This is a genomic window from Rhodococcus koreensis (assembly GCF_017068375.1).
GTDB classification, from domain to species: domain Bacteria; phylum Actinomycetota; class Actinomycetes; order Mycobacteriales; family Mycobacteriaceae; genus Rhodococcus_F; species Rhodococcus_F koreensis.
On the sequence record NZ_CP070609.1, the window covers coordinates 6720143 to 6738031 of the forward strand.

The window sequence follows — 17889 nt, forward strand, 5'->3', positions numbered from 1 at the left end:
TGTGCCCCGGGTCACGGGATGCCGCCGTGGGTGACCCCGCGCTCTTGCCTGCCCACGGGTGCGCGGGGCACAGTTGATTCATGAGTCTTCAGGGTGAGCTCGTGAGTTTCGTGGCCAGCACCGATCTGGACGTCTCGGAGATGTTCTACGTGGAGACCCTGGGGCTGACGCGCGTCTCACGGGACGAGTTCGCGTTGGCCCTCGACTGCAATGGGGCTCTGCTCCGGGTCACGCTGGTGCAGGCGAAGGCCGACACCGGGTACACGGTGCTGGGGTGGAAGGTCCCCGACCTGAACAAGGTCGTCGAATCACTGCGCAGCAAGGGCATCGATTTCACCGAGTACCCGGGGATGGATCAGGACGAGCACGCGGCGTGGCTCGCACCGGACGGCATCCGTGTCGCGTGGTTCCGGGATCCGCACGGCAATGTGCTGTCGCTCTTCGAGGATCCGAACTGACGAGCGTCAGCCGCGGCCGGCGAGCAGTGCCTCGGTAGCCGCCCACAGCCGCGCGGCGAGTCCGGCGTCCCGTGCGTCCTTGCCGGGCTGAACGACCTTGCAGCCCTTGACGTACTGGCCGGTGAACTTGCCGCTCTCCGTGGCGGTCGCGGTCCACACCGCGGTCTCCGCTGCCTTGGCGACCTCGGCCATGAACGGTGTCAGGAGTGTGCCGACCACCTGGTGGCCGAACGGCAGACCCCGGCCGAGGGCGGTACCGCGGACGAATCCGGGGTCGGCGCAATTGACGACCAGCCTCGCGGGGTCGGACCGGCGCGCCAACTCGCGGGTGAACAGGGTCAGGGCGAGTTTCGAGTTGTTGTACGCGCGCTGGCCGTGGAACGTGTCCTTCGCGCCATCGAGGTCGTCGAAGTCGACGCTGCCGCCGCGATGTCCCGACGAGCTGATGTCGACGATCCGCGACGGACGCCGGAACCCGGCGGCGTCGGCCGTCGACGCCCGCGCCATCGCCGGAGCCAGCGTCGTCGCCAGCACGAACGGCGCGAGGTAGTTCACGGCGAACGTCTCTTCGATGCCGTCGACCGTCAGCCGGCGCTGCCCCACGTCGACGCCCGCGTTGTTCACCAGCACGTCGATCCGCGGGAACCGATGCAGCAGTTCCCCGGACAGCGTGCGGACCCGGCCGAGCGAGGACAGATCGGCCAGCGCCGAGTGCAGTATGTCGCGGTCCGCGCTCTCGGACAGGTCGGCGATCGCCGCGTCGATCCTGTCCTGGTCCCGGCCGACCAGGACGACGGTGGCGCCGCGCTGCGCGAGTTGGCGGCAGGTCTCCAGGCCGAGGCCCGAGGTGGCGCCGGTGACCACCATGGTGCGGCCTGCGAGGTCGTTCGACTCGGTCATTCTCGCCTCCCGAATGCAGGTCTCTACGAGAGTAGGGCAACCGGCAGGGGCGCAACGGGGAACGAGCCGACGGTCCCGCTAGCGCCGGTGCTCGTACCCCAGCCAGGCCCGCCGGCGCTCACCGAGCGGATCGTTCTCCACCCTGCTCGTGTCGTCGATGACGAGCGTCTCCCGGCGCTCCGGCGAGTACCGCGGCCATCCCGGTGCGGGCGTCCCGTGCCGGGCGAAATGCAGCCAGTGCGACTGGACGGTATCGGTGACGGCCCGCAGCCCGCGGCGTCCCCCGAGCGCGGTGAGCAACCGCGCCCACGTCCCGGTCAGCCCGAACACCGCGTACAACTCCGTGGCGTGGGTGGCGCCCAACCCGAGGATGCGGAGCAACCGGGGTGCGAAGTCGTACCGGTAGCTGTAGGTCGGGGCGACGGTCGTGTGGCCCTGCGCGCACAGGACGGACGGTTCCCAGAACGTCACGTCGCCTCCGAGGTCCGCGGCCGCTCGCCGGCCGGGATAGCCGGGGTAGGCGGCGATCGCCCGCTCCTTCACCGCCACGTCGACGTGCGAGAACATCTTGTCGATCCGGGTGGGATCGGTGGGCAGGATGTTCAGGAACCGGGGAAAGACCCTGCCCTCGTGGCGGTTCGTGCCGATGATCAGCGGAACGGGATGCCCGGATCCGGACGCGAAACTGTCGAGCGGATGGGTGGGAAGGAAGAAGCCGTCGACGACGGGCGCGAACGCGCGGGTTCCGGGTTCCTCGTCGGCGCCCCGGTGCGCCAGCGTCGTCCCCGCCGCGACGAAGTCGGCCGGGTCGGCGGTCTCGAGCCACGTCGCGGCCTCGGACAGCGGCACCCCGGCGATCTCGAGGAATTCGCGCGACCACCGCGCCGCCCGGTCGGGGTGGTAGGCGGAGGCCACCGGTGGGCTCTCGGCGATGGCCCGCGCGAAGAGGCCTTTCGCGGCGGGTGTGGTCATCAGGGTGGTGACGGCGTTGGCGCCCGCGGATTCGCCGAAGACGGTGACGTTGTCGGGGTCGCCGCCGAATTCGGCGATGTTGCGCTGGACCCATTCGAGTGCGGCCACCTGGTCGCGGAGGCCGAGGTTGGAGTCGAAAGGTCTTTCGGGGGTGGAGAACTGGGTGAAGTCGAGGTATCCGAGCGATCCGAGGCGGTAGTTGATCGACACGTACACGATGTCGCCGCGGCGGACCAGCGACTGGCCGCCGTAGAGCGACGAGGACGAGGTTCCGCCGGAGTAGGCGCCGCCGTGGATGAACACCATCACCGGGCGCGCCCCGGACGTGCCGGGTGTGGCCAGCACGTTGAGGGTGAGACAGTCCTCGTCGGTCTCGCCGCGCTGCGGTGCGGGGGACCCGAAGTGGAACGCCCGCCGGACCCCCGACCACGGTTCGACCGGGTGCGGGGCCCGCAACCGCAGCGGCCCGACCGGGGGAGCGGCGTAGGGGATACCCCGCCACGCTGCCAGGTCGTCGATCCGGCGCCCTCCGACGGCGCCGGCATCGGTGTGTACTTCCAGAGCGCTCACAGGCCCTGCCCGTGGTAGCCCGAATACCCCTCCCATGCCAGCCTGCGCTCCCGGCGCGGGTCGTCCTGGACGGTGGTGACGGTGTCGAACACGAGTGTTGCCCTCCGGTTGGTGTCGTACTGCGGCCACGACACCAACGGTGTTCCCCGCGAAGCGAAGTGCAGCCAGTGTCGCTGCACATTATCCGTCACGTCCTTCAGGCCACGTCGTCCGCCCGGCAGGGTGAGGCCGCGGCCGATCAGAGTGTCGGCGATGTCGAACACGGCGAACAGCTCGAACCCGTGCGTGGCGTCCAGGCCGAGCCACTTCATCGCACGGGGCGCGAAATCGAAACGGTAGCTGAACGTGGGGGCGTACGCGGAGTGGGCCTCGGCCAGTTCGATCGACGGCCTCCAGAACGTCAGGTCGCCGCCCAGGTCGACGGCGGCGTCCGGCGCCGGGTAGCCCGGATACGCCGCGGTGACGCGCGCCTCGGCGGCGGGATCGGTGAGTGCGAACATCCGCCCGATCCGGTCGGGGTCCGTCGGCAGTGCGTCGAGGAATTTCGGGAACAGGGTGCCCTCGCGGGCATTGGTGCCGATGATCAGCGGAACCCGGTGCGCCGAACCGGCGGCGAACGCGTCGAGCGGCGGCTTCGGCAGGAAGTCGCCGTCGATCACGGGTCCGAACGGGTGCAGTCCCGGCGTCTCCGAGAGCACCTTCGCGCCGAGACGGTTCCCGGCACGGCCCAGCGCGCCGACGGGTGACGAGGCGAGCGCCTCTGCGGCAGTGCCGGGTTCGGCTCCGAGCAGCGTCACGTAGTCGGATGCCCACCGGGCGGCCCGGTCCGCCGTCGCGACGAGTCCGGGCGCGGAACTCTCCGAGATCGCCCGCGCAAAAAGGCCTTTCGCGGCGGGTGTGGTCATCAGGGTGGTGACGGCATTGGCGCCCGCGGATTCGCCGAAGACGGTGACGTTGTCGGGGTCGCCGCCGAATTCGGCGATGTTGCGCTGGACCCATTCGAGTGCGGCCACCTGGTCGCGGAGGCCGAGGTTGGAGTCGAAAGATCTTTCGGGGGTGGAGAACTGGGTGAAGTCGAGGTATCCGAGCGATCCGAGGCGGTAGTTGATCGACACGTACACGATGTCGCCGCGGCGGACCAGCGACTGGCCGCCGTAGAGCGCGGTGGCCGACATGCCCAGCGTGTACGCGCCGCCGTGGATGAACACCATCACCGGGCGCGCCCCGGACGTGCCGGGCGTGGCCAGCACGTTGAGCGTCAGGCAGTTCTCGCTGCTCGGCTGATACTTGCCCGGCCGCAGCGCGGTGAACTCCTTGTGCTGCACGGCGGCGTCGCCGAACTCGGTGGCGTCGAGCTCACCGGACCACGGCGTGACCGGCCGGGGTGCGCGCAACCGCAGCGGACCCACCGGGGGAGCGGCGTAGGGAATTCCGCGCCACGCGACCAGGTCGCCGACGCGCCGGCCACGGACCACCCCTGCGGTCGTCCTCACCAGTGTGTCGGTCGTGAGAGTGTCAGACGCCATGTCGGCGACTATACGGAGACCGCCTGGGGAGACTCTGTCAACGCCCGTGGTGCTCCGTTCGGGTCAGCGCCGAGCCTCCAGCAGCCGCAGCCACACCTCGCTGACGGTCGGGTACGACGGGACCGCGTGCCACAGCGTGTCGAGCGGCACCTTCCCGACCAGTGCGATGGTGGCGGCGTGGACGAGCTCGGCGACGTCGGTGCCCGCGAACGTCGCTCCGACCAGGGTGTCGGTGGCCCGATCGACCACGAGTTTCGCGTGACCGCTGAAATCGTCGCGGGACAGAGACGAGCCGGCGACGGCGATGTCGACCTCCACGGTCTCGACGTCCACGCCGGCGTCGCGTGCCTCCTGCGCGGTAATCCCGACGGCCGAGACCTCCGGATCGGCGAACACCACCTGGGGGATCTGCCCGTGGTCGGCGGTGGCCCGGAATCGGGACCCGTCCAGCGGCCTGCCCTCGGCGCGGGCGGCGATCACGTCTCCGCACACGCGGCCCTGGTACTTGCCCATGTGGGTGAGCAGCGCGCGGCCGTTGGCGTCGCCGACCGCGTACAACCACTCGTCGGCCGTCGTCAGATGGTCGTCGGTGGTGAGGTATCCGCGGGAGTTCAGCAGTCGCGCGTCGAGGCCGAGCGACGACGTTGCCGGTGTGCGCCCGGTCGCGACGACGATCTCGTCGACGACGAGCGGGTCCTGGCCCGCGACATCCAGGGTCACCGGGCCCCCGTGGATGCGGCCGATCCCGGTGTCCCGGGCGTCGGCCCGTTCGACGCCGCGAAGGTCCGCCCCGAACAGGATCCGCGCACCCTTCTTCTCGAGCGTGCGGGCCACCCGCTCACCGGCGAACGGTTCGTTCTTCGGGAGCAGCGCCCGGCCGCGGACCACCATCGTCAGTTCTTCGACACCCAGGTCCAGCAGCCACGTCGCGCTCTCACAGGCCACGACGCCGCCGCCGACCACGGCGACCCGGCGGGGAACCTCCCTCAGGTTGGTGGCGTCCCGCGAGATCCACGGCAACGCCGCCCGCAGGCCGGGGGTGTCCGGGACCGTGGCGGTCGTCCCGGTGGCGACCACGACGGCGTGCCGGGCGCGCAGCTCGCGGGAATCGCCGACCGTCACCGTGCGGTCCCCGGTGATGCGTGCCGATCCCCGGATGACGTCGATCCCTGCCGCGTCGGCCCACATCACCTGCGACGAGTCGTCGTGGTTGTTGGTGAACGAGTCGCGGCGCGCCAGCACGGCGTCCACGTCGAGCGGACCGGCGGACACCCCGGGCATGTTGCGGGCCGCGCCGAGGACCTCACCCGGGCGCAGCAGCGCCTTGCTGGGCATGCAGGCCCAGTAGGAGCATTCCCCGCCGACGAGTTCGTGCTCGATCAGCGCCGCGGTGCGGTCGCTGCCGGCGATGGCGTAACTCGCCGCGTTCTCACCGGCGGGACCGCCGCCGATCACGATGACATCGAACTCTTCCGCGCCGCTACCGGAGTCAGTCATACCTGTAACCGTAAGCCGGTCGGTGCGCGATGTCAGACGTTCCGGCGGGCCTCCCGCGTTGTTACCGTCGAGTAGATACTGTGTCGGGATGACACGGCAGAAGATTCTGATCACGGGGGCGAGCTCCGGGCTCGGCGAGGAGATGGCCCGCCGGTTCGCGGCCCAGGGACGAGACCTCGCGCTGTGCGCACGACGCGTCGAACGACTCGAGGCCGTCCGGGACGAATTGCGGGCATCGCATCCCGGGATCGCCGTCGCCGTCCGCGCACTCGACGTCACCGACCACGACGCCGTGATCCGGGTGTTCGGCGAACTGCGCGACGAACTCGGCGGACTCGACCGCGTCGTCGTCAACGCCGGTCTCGGCAAGGGAGCCAGGATCGGAACGGGCCGGGCCGACGCCAATCTCGCCACCGCCCGCACCAACTTCGTCGGCGCCCTGTCGCAGTGCGAGGCGGCGCTCGGCATCTTCCGCAAGCAGAACTCCGGACATCTGGTGCTCGTGTCCTCGATCAGCGCCGACCGGGGCCTGCCCGGCCCGAAGGCGGCGTACTCGGCGAGCAAGGCGGGGGTCTCGGCACTCGGCGAGGCGCTGACCGCGGAACTGGCGAAGAGCCCGATCGTGGTGACCACCCTGCTCCCCGGATACATCGCCACCGACATGTCGAGCAAGGCCGGCGACAGTTCCGCGCTGACGGCAACCCTCGACGACGGCGTCGACGCGATGGTGTCGGCCATCGAGAAGGAAACGAACCGCGCTGCGCTGCCGGGCATCAAGTGGCGGGGAATCGACGTCGCGTTGCGGTTCCTTCCTCATGCGTGGACATCCCGGTTCGTGTAGGACTGACCTATGACGACCGCCCAGGAATCCTCGTCCCTCGGCTTGCAGCGTTCGCGACCGCGGGTCGTCATCATCGGGGGAGGGTTCGGCGGCATCTACGCGGCCCGCCGGCTGCGCGACGTCGACGTGGACGTCACCCTGCTCGACCGCGGAACCAGCCACGTCTTCCAGCCGCTGCTGTACCAGTGCGCGACGGGCCTGCTGTCCGAGGGGGAGATCAGCAGCCCGCTGCGCCACCTGCTGCGCGGGGTCCGCAACGTGCACGTCGCCCTCGGCGAGGCGCAGGGAATCGACGCGGTCCGCCGGGTCCTGACCGCCAGCCGCTTCGACGGCTCCACGTTCGAACTTCCCTACGACTACCTGATCGTCGCGGCCGGCATGCGCCAGGCGTACCACGGGCACGACGAGTACATCCAGTGGGCGCCGGGGATGAAGACCCTCGACGACGCCCTCGCCATTCGCCGAAAACTGATCTGCGCCTTCGAGATGGCCGAATCGCTGCCCACCGCGGAGGAGCGCAGGCCGTGGCTGACGTTCGCCGTCGCGGGCGGTGGACCCACCGGAGTCGAACTCGCGGGCCAGATCCGGGAACTCGCCGTGCACGCCCTGGCCAACGAATTCCAGTCCATCGACCCCTGCGAGGCCCGGGTGCTGCTGTTCCACGGCGGCGACCGCGTTCTCCCGTCGTTCAACCGCAAACTGTCCGCGGCGGCGCAGCGGACGCTCGACAAGGTCGGCGTCGAAACGCACCTCGGTGTGCACGTCACCGACGTCTGCGAGACCAGCATCGAGACCACGGCCAAGAACGCCGCCCGCACCAAGAAGCGCTACGGAGCCCGCACCGTCCTGTGGACCGCGGGCGTCGAGGCCGTGCCGTTCGCCGCCGCTCTCGCGAATGCGCTCGGCGTGAAGCAGATTCAGGGCGGGCGCATCGCCGTCGAACCCGACCTCACGGTGCCCCGGCATCCGAACGTCTGGGTGATCGGCGACCTGATGTCGCTGAACGACCTCCCCGGGGTGGCCGAGGTGGCGATGCAGGGCGGCAGGCACGTCGGAGGGTGCATCGCCCGCACGATCGAAGGCGGAACACAAGACCGCAAACCCTTCAAATACCGCGACCTCGGCAGCGCCGCCTACATCGCCCGCAGGCATGCACTGCTCCAGGCAGGCCCGATCCGGATGTCCGGGTTCCTGGGCTGGGTGTCCTGGGGTGCCATCCACATCGCGTTCCTCGCCGGGTACCGCAACCGGTTCGGCACCCTGCTCAACTGGGCCGTCACGCTGGCGTCGCGGACGCGACGGGAGCGGGCGATCACGTACGGCGATCCGGAGTCGGCGCGGCAGCCGTACACCGATCTCAGGACCGAGTCGTAGCCTTCACCAGGCCCGCGCGGTGAGTTCGTGCCGAGCCAGGACCTCGCCCGCCCGCTGGCGGAGCGCTGTGCGGTCCGGGCTGTCCAGCGACTCGAGCGCGAGGCTGTAGCTGCCGCCGAAGCGGCTGAGGTAGGCGGACAGCCGGGTGCGGCTGGTCACGACACCCGGATGCACGGCGCGGGTGGCGATGCCGGTGGCCCGGTGGCCGTCGATCGTGGCGAGCGCGTCGGGCAGCGGTCCGATGTTGGAACACAGCACGTCCCGCTCGCCGGGATTGCCGGTCAGGGCGTGCGCCACGCGGTCGGGCACCAGTTGCAGCATCTCCTCCGGGAAACCGGCCGGGCTGGTCATCGCGGGCGCAGCGAACGCGGCGCGGCTCGCCGCACGCACGTCCGCGACGGTGTCCTGCGGGGTCACGTCCACCTCGACCACGGCGACGGAGTTCGCGGTCCCCATCGGGTCGCCCTGGCCGCGCAAATCCATCGGCACACTGATCGTCAGCGGCCGGGTCTCGCCGTCCCGCCGCGCCAACTCGGCCACCACGGTCAGGAACAGGCTGTTCGGGGTGCCGCCCGCCTGCTCCGCGACGGCGTCCCACCGCTCGGCGTCCACGTCCAGCACCGCCCCCACAGGTGAGTGGCAAAGTGTGCCGGGCGACGCTTTGCCACTCACGTGCAGGAAACGGCGCAGTTCCGCGCGACGGGACCCGCTCACCACCAGACCGGCGACTGCGCGGGCCGTCCCCTCGGTCACCCGGCGGGCGAGCCGGGTGGCGTCCCACATGTCCGCGACAGCGCCTCCCGCACCAACCGCGTCCGACGGCGGCGCGCCCTGCAGGGCGCGCGCGATGGCGGCCGCCAGTCCGCGCGCGTCCGCGATCACGTGGGAACACACCAGTGACAGCACCGTTCCCCCGCCGGCCGGTCGCGCGCAGGCCAGCCGCCAGCCGGGACCACGTTCGGGGTCCACCGGCAACGAGGCCTGCTCGTCCGCCCACGCCAACACCGCCCCTGCGTCGATCTCCGCGTATTCGACGGGAAAGGCGTCCGCGCTCGGCTCGAACCGGGGCCGCGCGCCGGGGACCCGCGGGCGCACCACCCGCCTGCCCAGCGGTCCCCGCGCGAGGTCGGCGATCAGGGAATCGAGCGTCGCGGTGTCCACCCGGCCGTCGGTGCGCCACAGTCCCTGCATCACGATCGGCGTTCCCCACCCCCGATGGGTGCGCAGGAACATCTCGTCGACGACGCTCAATCGGGCGCTCACCAGCGAAGTGTACGACCGGTCGCGTCGGTCGCCGGAGGTCGGCCTCTGGACAACCGGCGCATACTGGAAGTGCAGCGCTGTACGGACCGCACACGGAGAACACCATGGTTAGCGTCGAGAAATGGAAGGTGTGGGGTTCCGTCGTGGAGGTCGACGTCACCGAAGGCGCCGCCCTTCCCGAGGCCGCAGCGCTGATCGCGGCCGTCATCGACGAGGCCGAATCGGTCTGCGACATCCACCGCGGCGACGCCGAGATCCACGCCGTCAACCTGTCCCAGGGTGCGCCGGTCAAGGTCAGCAGGCGGATGTCCGCACTGCTGCGTTCGGCGCTGTGGGCTGCCCGGATGACCGACGGGGTGGTGAACCCGCTCGCCACCGAATCCCCCGACGAGGACCTGATCCCCACCGTGCATCCGGAACCCAGTTTCCTCGACGTCCAGATCGACGACGATGTCGTGTTCGCGCCGTGGGGCGCCTCGTTCGACATCACCGACACCGCCAAGGCCGACACGGTGGATCGGGCGGCGGAACTGGTCGCCCGCCAGCTCGAGTGCGGGGCCGCCGTCCGCATCGGCGACGTCATCGCGACGGCCGGGCACTGTCCCGCCGGCGGTTGGCAGATCCCGGTGCCCGGCGACGGCGAGGTCGAACTGGTGAACGGGACGGCGATGGCGACGGCGGTCGCGCCGCCGGTCACCGAACCACCCACCACCACCGAATGGGAGACGGTGACGGTGATCGCCGACGACGCACTCTGGGCGTACGCGGCCAGCGTCGCCGCCCTTGCCCGCGGCATCGGCGCGATCCGGTGGATCGAACAGCATGAGCTGCGTGCCCGGCTGGTGGACCGCTCCGGCCGGGTCTACACCACCGAGAGCTGGTGAATCAGGCCCGTCCGCGCTGACGGCGGTACCAGCGCACCAGGCTGTCCGTCGACGAATCACTTTGCGCGGCCGGTTCTTCCGCGGCGGTGAGCACCGGCTGCAGCTCGACGGCCTGGGTCTTGCCGAGTTCGACACCCCACTGGTCGAACGAGTCGATGCCCCACACGACACCCTCGACGAACACCTGGTGCTCGTACAGGGCGATCAGCTGGCCGATCACTGACGGCGTGAGCTTCGGCGCGAGGATCGTCGTCGACGGCCGGTTGCCCGGCATGACCTTGTGCGGCACCAGATCGTCGGGGGTGCCCTCGGCCGCGATCTCCTCGGCCGTCTTGCCGAACGCCAAGACCTTCGTCTGGGCGAAGAAGTTGCTCATCAGCAGGTCGTGCATGCTGCCGGTGCCGTCCGCGGTCGGCAGGTCGTCGGTAGGCTCGCCGAAACCGATGAAATCGGACGGCACGAGCCGCGTGCCCTGGTGCAGGAGCTGGTAGAAGGCGTGCTGCCCGTTGGTTCCGGGTTCGCCCCAGAAGATCTCACCGGTGGACGCGGGGACGGGGGAGCCGTCGGCGCGCACCGACTTGCCGTTGGATTCCATCGTCAACTGCTGCAGATAGGCCGGGAACCGCACGAGGTCGTTGGAATACGGCAGCACGGCACGGGATTCGGCGCCGAAGAAGTTCGAGTACCAGAGTCCGATCAAACCGAGCAGGACCGGCGCGTTCTCCTCGAGCGGCGCCGTCCGGAAGTGCTCGTCCACGGCGTGGAATCCGGCGAGGAACTCCGCGAAACGTTCCTTGCCGATCGCCGCCATCACCGACAGTCCGATGGCGGAATCGACCGAGTACCGGCCGCCGACCCAATCCCAGAATCCGAACATGTTGTCCGTGTCGATGCCGAACTCCGCCACCCGGTCTGCGTGTGTCGATACGGCGACGAAATGCTTTGCGACCGCTTCGTTTCCGAGGCCCAGGCCACCGAGCAGCCACCGCCGGGCGGCCGTGGCGTTGGTGAGCGTCTCGAGGGTCGAGAACGTCTTGGACGCCACGATGAACAGGGTGGTGGCCGGGTCGAGGCCGTTCAGGCTGCGCACCAGGTCGGCGGGGTCGACGTTGGAGATGAACCGGACACTGATGCCGACGTCGGCGTAGTGCCGCAGCGCGCGGTACACCATCACCGGACCCAGATCCGATCCGCCGATGCCGATGTTGACGACGGTCTTGATTCGCTCGCCCGTCGCGCCGCGCCACTCGCCGGAGCGCACCCGATCGGTGAAATCGCCCATGCGATCGAGGACGTCGTGGACGTCGGCCACGACGTCCTGGCCGTCGACGACGAGTGTGGCGTCGGCGGGCAGCCTCAGCGCGGTGTGGAGGACGGCGCGGTCCTCGGACGTGTTGATGTGCTCGCCCGCGAACATCGCGTCACGGCGGGCCTCCAGGTCGACGCTGCGCGCCAACTCGAGGAGCAACCCGATCGTGTCGCGGTCGATGCGGTGCTTGCTGTAGTCGATGTACAGATCGCCGGCCGAGACGGTGAGTTCCTGACCGCGTGCCGGGTCCTTCTCGAAGAACTCTCGAAGATGGACGGTCTGAATCTGAGCGTGATGATCACGCAATTTCTGCCAGGCAGCGGTTCCGGTGATGTCTGAGCTCACGAGATTTGAGCTTAATGCCCGCGCGTCGAAACTTCCGTGCGAACTTCGGTGCGGCGCATGATGGACGTCATGGATGCTGTCGAACTCATGCGAACCGTTCCCACGACCCTCTTCCTCGGCGGCGAGAAGCGCGACGCCGAGAACGGTGCCACGTTCACCGTTTTCGACCCGGCTACCGGCGACGCCCTCACCGAGGTGGCGGACGCCAGCCCGGGCGACGCGATGAAGGCCCTCGACGCCGCGGTGGCGGTGCAGCGGGAGTGGGCGGCCACCCCGGCACGGCAGCGTGGGGAACTCCTGCGCGCGGTGTTCGAGAAGATCACCGCCCGGGCCGACGACTTCGCGCTGCTGATGACGCTCGAGATGGGCAAGGCGCTGCCGGAGAGCGCGGCCGAGGTCAAGTACGGCGCCGAGTTCTTCCGGTGGTTCAGCGAGGAAGCCGTGCGTATCGCCGGTCGCTACACCCCGGCGCCCGCGGGGAACGGGCGCATTCTGGTGACCAAGCAGCCCGTCGGGCCCTGTCTGGCGATCACGCCGTGGAACTTCCCGCTCGCGATGGGCACCCGCAAGATCGGACCCGCCCTGGCCGCCGGCTGCACGATGATCGTCAAACCCGCCTCCGAGACGCCGCTGACGATGCTGCTGCTCGCCGAGATCATGGCCGACGCGGGGCTGCCGAAGGGCGTGCTGTCCGTGCTGCCGACGTCGAAGTCGGGCGAGGTGACCGGTCCGCTGATCGACGACCCGCGACTGCGGAAGCTCACGTTCACGGGCTCGACCGGGGTCGGACGGATGCTCGTCGAGAAGTCCGCGAAGGGGCTGCTGCGCACCTCGATGGAACTCGGCGGGAACGCGCCCTTCGTGGTCTTCGACGACGCGGACGTCGACAAGGCGGTGGCGGGCGCCCTCCTCGCCAAGATGCGCAACGGCGGCGAGGCCTGCACCGCGGCCAATCGCTTCCACGTCGCGAACAGTGTGCGGGAGGAATTCACCGCGAAACTCGTCGACAAGCTGTCCTCGTACAAGCTCGGCCCCGGCACCGATCCCGACACGACACTCGGCCCGCTGATCAACGCGGACCAGCTCGAGAAGGTCGGGGAACTGGTGCAGGACGCTGTCGGCGCGGGCGCCCGGGTGCGGCTCGGCGGCGTCGCCCCGGAAGGCTCTGGCTACTTCTACCCGGCGACGGTGCTGGACGAGATTCCCGCCCAGGCTCGGATCCTGAAGGAGGAGGTGTTCGGACCGGTGGCCGCGATCGCCGGGTTCGACACCGAGGAGGAGGGGATCGCCGCGGCCAACGACACGGAGTTCGGCCTGGCCGCGTACATCTTCACCCGCGATCTGGATCGTGCGCTCCGGGTGGCCGACGCCATCGAATCGGGCATGGTCGGCGTCAACCGCGGGGTCATCTCGGACACCGCTGCCCCCTTCGGCGGCGTCAAAGCGTCAGGCTTCGGGCGCGAAGGGGGCAGTGAAGGCATCGAAGAGTACCTGGAGACCAAGTACGTGGCACTCGAACCGTGACGACCGCCGTCGGGGGCCGCTTCGGGAAACTCAGTGACCGAGGCGGCCGCGCCCGAGGCGCAGCAGCAGCATGGCAAGCGTGTGGCCTTCCTGGCCCAGCTCGTTGAACCGCTCGAGCACCTTCATCTCACGGCTGTGGACGAGGCGGGGACCGCCGGACGCCATCCGGGTGCGCCCGATGAGCTGCGAGACCTCGGCGCGGCGCTTGATCGCGGCGAGAATCTCGGCGTCGAGCTTGTCGATCTCCTGGCGGAGAACCTCGATCTCGGCCTCGCTGGTGGGAACAGCGGTTTCCTTTGCGGCTGAAGCGACGGTCTGAGTGCTCATTGGTTCGTCTCCCTCTTGTCAGAACTTGGATCGTTGTTGTGGCTCGAGTCGTTACCGATCCAGGCTCATTTGACGAAAAAAGCCCCGGATCCGGTGCGGACCTCGGGGCTCGTGAGCTGTTCAGTTCACGGGCACCGGAGGCCGGTACCCGTAAAAAAATCGCCACAGGGGGCGCGACGGCGGACTGAACATGTGTACCAGTTTGCCATGGCGGCACCGCGCAGGCCAAGCCGCTGTGACGCTGTCGGTACACGCCGGTAAGTTTGATAGTTGATGAACACTATCTCCGGCACCGCTTCTCCCCTGAGCGCCACGTCGACTCCGCACGCCGCGGCACCGGCGCGCGCAGGGTCGGACGCGCTCCTCCAGGGCCTCAACCCACCGCAACGGGAAGCGGTCGTGCACGCCGGTTCTCCGCTGTTGATCGTCGCGGGTGCAGGCTCGGGCAAGACGGCTGTGCTCACCCGCCGCATCGCATATCTGCTGGCCGAGCGTGGCGTGATGCCCGGTCAGATCCTGGCCATCACGTTCACCAACAAGGCCGCCGCGGAGATGCGGGAGCGCGTCGCCCACCTCGTCGGCCCCAGGGCCAACAGCATGTGGGTGTCCACGTTCCACTCCAGCTGCGTGCGGATCCTGCGCGCCCAGGCGGCGCTGCTCCCCGGCCTCAACTCGAACTTCTCCATCTACGACGCGGACGATTCGCGGCGACTGCTGACGATGATCGCCAAGGATCTGAACATCGACACCAAGCGCTATTCGGCGCGGTTGCTCGCCACCCACATCTCGAATCTCAAGAACGAGTTGATCGACCCGGAGCAGGCGAGTGCCGACGCCGACAAGGAGCCTGCGGAACTGCCGCGGCTGATCGCCAAGGTGTACGGGCACTACCAGCAGCGGTTGCGTTCGGCGAACGCGCTGGACTTCGACGACCTGATCGGCGAGACGGTCGCGATGCTGCAGGCGTTCCCCCAGGTGGCCGAGTACTACCGACGACGGTTCCGGCACGTGCTGGTCGACGAGTACCAGGACACGAACCACGCCCAGTACATGCTGGTGCGTGAACTGGTCGGCGGCACCGCGGACGGCGAGGACGCGGACCACCGGGTCACCCCGGCCGAACTGTGTGTGGTGGGCGACGCGGATCAGTCGATCTACGCTTTCCGCGGCGCCACGATCCGCAACATCGAGGAGTTCGAACGCGACTACCCGGACGCCCGCACCATCCTGCTGGAGCAGAACTACCGCTCCACCCAGAACATCCTGTCGGCGGCCAACTCGGTGATCTCGAAGAACACCGGTCGGCGCGAGAAGCGGCTGTGGACCGATTCGGGCGAGGGCGAACTCATCACCGGGTACGTCGCGGACAACGAGCACGACGAGGCGTCGTTCGTGGCGTCCGAGATCGACAAGCTCGTCGATTCGGGCGATGCGAAGTTCGGTGACGTCGCGGTGTTCTACCGCACCAACAACTCGTCCCGCGCCCTCGAAGAGATCTTCATCCGGCTCGGTGTTCCGTACAAGGTCGTCGGCGGGGTGCGGTTCTACGAGCGCAAGGAGGTGCGCGACATCGTCGCGTATCTCCGGGTCCTCGCCAACGAGGACGACACCGTCAGCCTGCGCCGGATCCTCAACACCCCGCGCCGCGGCATCGGTGACCGCGCGGAGGCGTGTGTGGCCGTCCACTCCGAACAGCGGGGCATCAGTTTCGCCGAGGCGCTGCGGGACGGTGGGGAGGGCCGGGTGCGGCTGCTCAACACCCGTTCCCAGAAGGCCATCGCGTCGTTCCTCGAGCTGATGGACGGACTGCGGGTGCTGATGCCACCCGAGACCACGGCCGACGACATCGTCCCCGACCAGCTCGGCGACATCGGCGACGTCGTCGAGGCTGTCCTGGAGCGGACGGGCTACCGCGCCGAACTCGCGGCGAGCAGCGACCCCCAGGACGGGGCGCGCCTCGACAACCTCAACGAACTCGTCAGCGTGGCGCGGGAGTTCAGCTCCGACGCGCGGAACGCCGCCGGACTGGTGGAACCGACGGAGGACGGCGACGTCGACGCCAGGGACGGTGAACCCGACCCGGGTTCCCTCGCCGCCTTCCTCGAACGGGTGTCCCTGGTCGCGGACTCCGATCAGCTGCCCGACAACGACGAGGGCGTCGTCACGCTGATGACTTTGCACACCGCGAAGGGGCTCGAATTCCCCGTCGTCTTCGTCACCGGGTGGGAAGACGGCCAGTTCCCGCACATGCGGGCGCTCGGCGACCCCACGGAACTGTCGGAGGAGCGGCGGCTCGCGTACGTGGGCATCACCCGTGCCCGGCAGCGGCTGTACCTGACGCGTGCCGTCATGCGGTCGGCGTGGGGTCAGCCCATCCAGAACCCGGAGTCACGGTTCCTGCAGGAGATCCCGTCGGATCTCGTGCACTGGCGCCGCGAAGACCCGGGCCCCCGTATGGGTTCCGGTGGTGCGATCGGTGGTGGCCGCGCGCGTGGATCGGGATACGGGCAGGGGTTCGGCGGCGGTTCCGGTTACGGCGGCGGGTCCGCGAGCACCCCCAGCTTCGGCGCCGCACGCTCCCGCAACAACAACCTGGTCCTCGCGGTCGGCGACCGGGTCAGTCACGACAAGTACGGCCTCGGCACGGTCCTCGAGACCAAGGGGGCCGGGCCGACCGCGACGGTCACCATCGATTTCGGCAGCGCGGGCAAGGTGCGGCTGATGCTGATCGGTGGCGTCCCGATGGTCAAGCTGTAGAGCCGACGAAACACGACTGCGGCGCATGCAATGCATGCGCCGCAGTCGTCATGTGTTCGGGTGGTGCGGAGAGGGTCAGTCCATCTCGGGGCCGAGGCTGATGCCGCGGGAGGCCAGCCAGGGCAGGGGATCGATCTTGTTCTCGCCCGCGAGGTGCACCTCGAAGTGCAGGTGCGGGCCGGTGGAGAAGCCACGGTTGCCGACGGTCGCGATCTGGTCGCCCGCCATGACTTTCTGGCCGACGGTGACGGTGGAGGTGTTGATGTGGCCGTACACGGTGATGGTGCCGTCGGCGTGCTTGAGGCGGACCCACATGCCGAACCCGGAAGCCGGACCCGAGTCGATGACCTCGCCGTCGGCGACGGCCACGATGGGGGTGCCGATGGGGGCGGCGATGTCGACGCCCGCGTGCAGGGTGCCCCAGCGGCTTCCGAAGTTGGAGGTGAAGGTTCCCACGGCGGGGAGGACGAACAGGGGGCGTCGGGCAGCGGCTTCGCGGGCGGCGCGCTCTTCGCTGAAACGCTGTCCCTTGGCGAGCAGGTTGCTGAACTGCGACAGGTCGGTCGGGTTCGCGATGTTGAGGACCTGCGGGGCGTTCGAATCGGCGGCGGCGGTGTCGGAGACCGTGGAGTACTGCGCGGCCTGCGGTTCCGCGGTGGTTCCGATGGAGCTCGACTCGTCACTGGCGAGGGCGACCTCGGAGTGATCGGAGGAGCTGGACGATCCGCTGGTGACTGCGGCCTGGCCTGCGGCTACTACGGCGCCTGCTGCGACTGCGAGGACTGCGGCGCGGCCTTTGAGAGCTGAGGGGGGAGTCGGGATGCGGTGGGCTCCGCGGCGGGAGTGGGGGGGTGCGCCCTCGAAGGACTCGGAACCGCTGCGGGGGATGAAGCCGGGGATCTCGGACTCGGTGTCGACGGTCTCGACGCCGTTGCCGGTGTCGACGCTGTCGTAGGTGGAGCGTGTGGACTGCGAATTGCGGAAGAACATGCTGGAAATCTCAGAACTATCGGTCTCGGGATGATGCTCGACCGACTGTGGGGGATACGTGGGCGCGACTTCGTCCTTGTGACCCCGCAACTCGTCATCGTGGTGACTCACAAAACGGCTGGCCGTGAACTGGCTGCGATGGTGCATACGCCCGTCCGTCCTCCTGCTCGTGACCTGCCTGTGACTTAGACCTTGGCGACGGTAACGAAACGGTTGCGATGCGCGCAACCTGTAACGCGGAGGAACGGCTACATGTGACGGGCATCACAAACTGAGCTGGGGAAACGTCGAACCCGCTTTTCGTCTCGGTTCAATCTCGCCCGTGCGCACGCGTGTCACAACCCGGGGGAGG

General features: G+C 69.2%; 14 protein-coding genes. 6 read left to right on the top strand and 8 right to left on the bottom strand.

Annotated features, from left to right (window positions below; genetic code table 11):
- The first annotated feature begins 80 nt into the window (after positions 1-80).
- Positions 81-458 (top strand): VOC family protein, encoded by a 378-nt coding sequence (locus JWS14_RS30485; RefSeq protein WP_072937339.1) that lies wholly within the window; start codon positions 81-83, stop codon positions 456-458.
- 6 nt (positions 459-464) lie between these two features.
- On the opposite strand, the gene JWS14_RS30490 is transcribed toward JWS14_RS30485, so the two are convergent.
- The 4 genes from JWS14_RS30490 to JWS14_RS30505 all read right to left on the bottom strand — a co-directional run bounded on the left by JWS14_RS30490 (position 465) and on the right by JWS14_RS30505 (position 5923).
- A complete protein-coding gene (locus JWS14_RS30490; RefSeq protein WP_072937338.1) occupies positions 465-1358 on the bottom strand; it encodes an SDR family oxidoreductase in 894 nt (297 codons plus the stop codon).
- A 78-nt stretch (positions 1359-1436) separates the two neighbouring features.
- Positions 1437-2936, bottom strand: coding sequence for a carboxylesterase/lipase family protein (locus JWS14_RS30495; RefSeq protein WP_241031517.1), 1500 nt, complete (start codon positions 2934-2936; stop codon positions 1437-1439).
- Positions 2897-4426, bottom strand: coding sequence for a carboxylesterase/lipase family protein (locus JWS14_RS30500; protein WP_095861258.1), 1530 nt, complete (start codon positions 4424-4426; stop codon positions 2897-2899). Before JWS14_RS30500 ends, JWS14_RS30495 begins: the two co-directional genes overlap by 40 nt.
- A 63-nt stretch (positions 4427-4489) precedes the next feature.
- On the bottom strand, positions 4490-5923 hold the full coding sequence (locus JWS14_RS30505; protein WP_072937335.1) for a dihydrolipoyl dehydrogenase family protein: 1434 nt from the start codon (positions 5921-5923) through the stop codon (positions 4490-4492).
- A gap of 88 nt (positions 5924-6011) precedes the next feature.
- On the opposite strand from JWS14_RS30505, the gene JWS14_RS30510 reads away from it, so the two are divergent.
- Together JWS14_RS30510 and JWS14_RS30515 are read left to right on the top strand one after the other, a co-directional pair.
- Positions 6012-6764 (top strand): SDR family oxidoreductase, encoded by a 753-nt coding sequence (locus JWS14_RS30510; protein ID WP_072937334.1) that lies wholly within the window; start codon positions 6012-6014, stop codon positions 6762-6764.
- A 9-nt stretch (positions 6765-6773) separates the two neighbouring features.
- Positions 6774-8138 carry an NAD(P)/FAD-dependent oxidoreductase gene (locus JWS14_RS30515; RefSeq protein WP_072937333.1) on the top strand — a complete coding sequence of 455 codons (1365 nt, stop codon included), beginning with the start codon at positions 6774-6776 and terminating at the stop codon, positions 8136-8138.
- Between the two features lie 3 nt (positions 8139-8141).
- Here JWS14_RS30515 and JWS14_RS30520 read toward each other — a convergent pair whose 3' ends face one another.
- Complete coding sequence (locus JWS14_RS30520) at positions 8142-9401, bottom strand: hypothetical protein (protein ID WP_095861257.1); 1260 nt, start codon at positions 9399-9401, stop codon at positions 8142-8144.
- 104 nt (positions 9402-9505) lie between these two features.
- On the opposite strand from JWS14_RS30520, the gene JWS14_RS30525 reads away from it, so the two are divergent.
- Positions 9506-10285, top strand: coding sequence for an FAD:protein FMN transferase (locus JWS14_RS30525; protein WP_072937332.1), 780 nt, complete (start codon positions 9506-9508; stop codon positions 10283-10285).
- 1 nt (position 10286) lies between these two features.
- Here the strand turns inward: JWS14_RS30525 and pgi are convergent, their stop codons facing one another.
- Positions 10287-11939, bottom strand: coding sequence for a glucose-6-phosphate isomerase (pgi, locus tag JWS14_RS30530; RefSeq protein WP_095861256.1), 1653 nt, complete (start codon positions 11937-11939; stop codon positions 10287-10289).
- Positions 11940-12008: 69 nt separating this feature from the next.
- On the opposite strand from pgi, the gene JWS14_RS30535 reads away from it, so the two are divergent.
- Complete coding sequence (locus JWS14_RS30535) at positions 12009-13463, top strand: NAD-dependent succinate-semialdehyde dehydrogenase (RefSeq protein WP_179377546.1); 1455 nt, start codon at positions 12009-12011, stop codon at positions 13461-13463.
- 30 nt (positions 13464-13493) lie between these two features.
- Here JWS14_RS30535 and JWS14_RS30540 read toward each other — a convergent pair whose 3' ends face one another.
- Entirely contained in the window at positions 13494-13790 is a 297-nt protein-coding gene (locus JWS14_RS30540) for a chorismate mutase (protein ID WP_005238528.1), read from the bottom strand.
- A 273-nt stretch (positions 13791-14063) separates the two neighbouring features.
- On the opposite strand from JWS14_RS30540, the gene pcrA reads away from it, so the two are divergent.
- A complete protein-coding gene (pcrA, locus tag JWS14_RS30545; RefSeq protein WP_095861254.1) occupies positions 14064-16547 on the top strand; it encodes a DNA helicase PcrA in 2484 nt (827 codons plus the stop codon).
- Positions 16548-16622: 75 nt separating this feature from the next.
- Here the strand turns inward: pcrA and JWS14_RS30550 are convergent, their stop codons facing one another.
- Entirely contained in the window at positions 16623-17684 is a 1062-nt protein-coding gene (locus tag JWS14_RS30550; RefSeq protein WP_072937328.1) for a M23 family metallopeptidase, read from the bottom strand.
- Positions 17685-17889: the final 205 nt, after the last annotated feature.